Annotated in this window: 2 rRNA genes; both read left to right on the top strand. The window is 51.1% G+C overall.

Annotation, left to right across the window (positions count from 1 at the left end):
• The first annotated feature begins 169 nt into the window (after positions 1 to 169).
• Positions 170 to 3,062: ribosomal RNA gene (locus HU750_RS26860) — 23S ribosomal RNA — on the top strand.
• A 128-nt stretch (positions 3,063 to 3,190) separates the two neighbouring features.
• Positions 3,191 to 3,306 (top strand): 5S ribosomal RNA (gene rrf / locus HU750_RS26855).
• The last annotated feature ends 27 nt before the right edge of the window (positions 3,307 to 3,333 follow it).

The raw sequence follows: 3,333 nt of genomic DNA, 5'->3' as shown, positions 1-3,333 counted from the left end.
CTTTTGTCAGATCGTTCTTTAAAAATTCGGATATGTGATAGAAATAGACTGAACACTACTTTCACTGGTAGTGGATCAGGCTAAGGTAAAATTTGTGGGCTCGAAAGAGCAAAACGAATTTTCGGCGAATGTCGTCTTCACAGTATAACCAGATTGCTTGGGGTTATATGGTCAAGTGAAGAAGCGCATACGGTGGATGCCTTGGCAGTCAGAGGCGATGAAAGACGTGGTAGCCTGCGATAAGCTTTGGGGAGTCGGCAAACAGACTGTGATCCAGAGATCTCTGAATGGGGGAACCCACTCAGCATAAGCTGAGTATCTTGTACTGAATACATAGGTGCAAGAGGCGAACCAGGGGAACTGAAACATCTAAGTACCCTGAGGAAAAGAAATCAACCGAGATTCCCTTAGTAGTGGCGAGCGAACGGGGACCAGCCCTTAAGTTGGTTTGAGATTAGTGGAACGCTCTGGAAAGTGCGGCCATAGTGGGTGATAGCCCCGTACACGAAAATCTCTTATCAATGAAATCGAGTAGGACGGAGCACGAGAAACTTTGTCTGAATATGGGGGGACCATCCTCCAAGGCTAAATACTACTGACTGACCGATAGTGAACTAGTACCGTGAGGGAAAGGCGAAAAGAACCCCGGAGAGGGGAGTGAAATAGATCCTGAAACCGTATGCGTACAAGCAGTGGGAGCCTACTTTGTTAGGTGACTGCGTACCTTTTGTATAATGGGTCAGCGACTTATATTCAGTGGCGAGCTTAACCGAATAGGGGAGGCGTAGCGAAAGCGAGTCTTAATAGGGCGTTTAGTCGCTGGGTATAGACCCGAAACCGGGCGATCTATCCATGGGCAGGTTGAAGGTTAGGTAACACTGACTGGAGGACCGAACCGACTACCGTTGAAAAGTTAGCGGATGACCTGTGGATCGGAGTGAAAGGCTAATCAAGCTCGGAGATAGCTGGTTCTCCTCGAAAGCTATTTAGGTAGCGCCTCATGTATCACTGTAGGGGGTAGAGCACTGTTTCGGCTAGGGGGTCATCCCGACTTACCAAACCGATGCAAACTCCGAATACCTACAAGTGCCGAGCATGGGAGACACACGGCGGGTGCTAACGTCCGTCGTGAAAAGGGAAACAACCCAGACCGTCAGCTAAGGTCCCAAAGTCATGGTTAAGTGGGAAACGATGTGGGAAGGCTTAGACAGCTAGGAGGTTGGCTTAGAAGCAGCCACCCTTTAAAGAAAGCGTAATAGCTCACTAGTCGAGTCGGCCTGCGCGGAAGATGTAACGGGGCTCAAACCATGCACCGAAGCTACGGGTATCACCTTTTGGTGATGCGGTAGAGGAGCGTTCTGTAAGCCTGTGAAGGTGAGTTGAGAAGCTTGCTGGAGGTATCAGAAGTGCGAATGCTGACATGAGTAACGACAATGGGAGTGAAAAACTCCCACGCCGAAAGACCAAGGTTTCCTGCGCAACGTTAATCGACGCAGGGTTAGTCGGTCCCTAAGGCGAGGCTGAAAAGCGTAGTCGATGGAAAACAGGTTAATATTCCTGTACTTCCAGTTATTGCGATGGAGGGACGGAGAAGGCTAGGCCAGCTTGGCGTTGGTTGTCCAAGTTTAAGGTGGTAGGCTGAGATCTTAGGCAAATCCGGGATCTCAAGGCCGAGAGCTGATGACGAGTTGCCTTTAGGCGACGAAGTGGTTGATGCCATGCTTCCAAGAAAAGCTCCTAAGCTTCAGATAACTGGGAACCGTACCCCAAACCGACACAGGTGGTTAGGTAGAGAATACCAAGGCGCTTGAGAGAACTCGGGTGAAGGAACTAGGCAAAATGGCACCGTAACTTCGGGAGAAGGTGCGCCGGCGAGGGTTAAGGACTTGCTCCGTAAGCCCATGCCGGTCGAAGATACCAGGCCGCTGCGACTGTTTATTAAAAACACAGCACTCTGCAAACACGAAAGTGGACGTATAGGGTGTGACGCCTGCCCGGTGCCGGAAGGTTAATTGATGGGGTTAGCGCAAGCGAAGCTCTTGATCGAAGCCCCGGTAAACGGCGGCCGTAACTATAACGGTCCTAAGGTAGCGAAATTCCTTGTCGGGTAAGTTCCGACCTGCACGAATGGCGTAACGATGGCGGCGCTGTCTCCACCCGAGACTCAGTGAAATTGAAATCGCTGTGAAGATGCAGTGTATCCGCGGCTAGACGGAAAGACCCCGTGAACCTTTACTATAGCTTTGCACTGGACTTTGAATTTGCTTGTGTAGGATAGGTGGGAGGCTTTGAAGTGGGGACGCCAGTTCTCATGGAGCCATCCTTGAAATACCACCCTGGCAACTTTGAGGTTCTAACTCAGGTCCGTTATCCGGATCGAGGACAGTGTATGGTGGGTAGTTTGACTGGGGCGGTCTCCTCCCAAAGAGTAACGGAGGAGTACGAAGGTGCGCTCAGACCGGTCGGAAATCGGTCGTAGAGTATAAAGGCAAAAGCGCGCTTGACTGCGAGACAAACACGTCGAGCAGGTACGAAAGTAGGTCTTAGTGATCCGGTGGTTCTGTATGGAAGGGCCATCGCTCAACGGATAAAAGGTACTCCGGGGATAACAGGCTGATACCGCCCAAGAGTTCATATCGACGGCGGTGTTTGGCACCTCGATGTCGGCTCATCACATCCTGGGGCTGAAGCCGGTCCCAAGGGTATGGCTGTTCGCCATTTAAAGTGGTACGCGAGCTGGGTTTAGAACGTCGTGAGACAGTTCGGTCCCTATCTGCCGTGGACGTTTGAGATTTGAGAGGGGCTGCTCCTAGTACGAGAGGACCGGAGTGGACGAACCTCTGGTGTTCCGGTTGTCACGCCAGTGGCATTGCCGGGTAGCTATGTTCGGAAGAGATAACCGCTGAAAGCATCTAAGCGGGAAACTTGCCTCAAGATGAGATCTCACTGGGATCTTGAATCCCCTAAAGGGCCGTCGAAGACTACGACGTTGATAGGTTGGGTGTGTAAGCGCTGTGAGGCGTTGAGCTAACCAATACTAATTGCCCGTGAGGCTTGACCATATAACACCCAAGCAATTTGCTAGCGCGAATTGCGGTGGTGAAGACGAAAGCCCCGAAAGTTCGTAACCACAAAATCGCATATCCGAATTCGCTGGGCTGTCCATCTGGACATTCTGGCTACAGAATTTCTTGACGACCATAGAGCATTGGAACCACCTGATCCCATCCCGAACTCAGTAGTGAAACGATGCATCGCCGATGGTAGTGTGGGGTTTCCCCATGTGAGAGTAGGTCATCGTCAAGATTCATTTCGCAAAACCCCTATCTGCGC

Source organism: Pseudomonas sp. SWRI50 (assembly GCF_014269095.1).
GTDB lineage: Bacteria > Pseudomonadota > Gammaproteobacteria > Pseudomonadales > Pseudomonadaceae > Aquipseudomonas > Aquipseudomonas kermanshahensis.
This window is presented reverse-complemented; position numbering and strand designations above follow the sequence as displayed.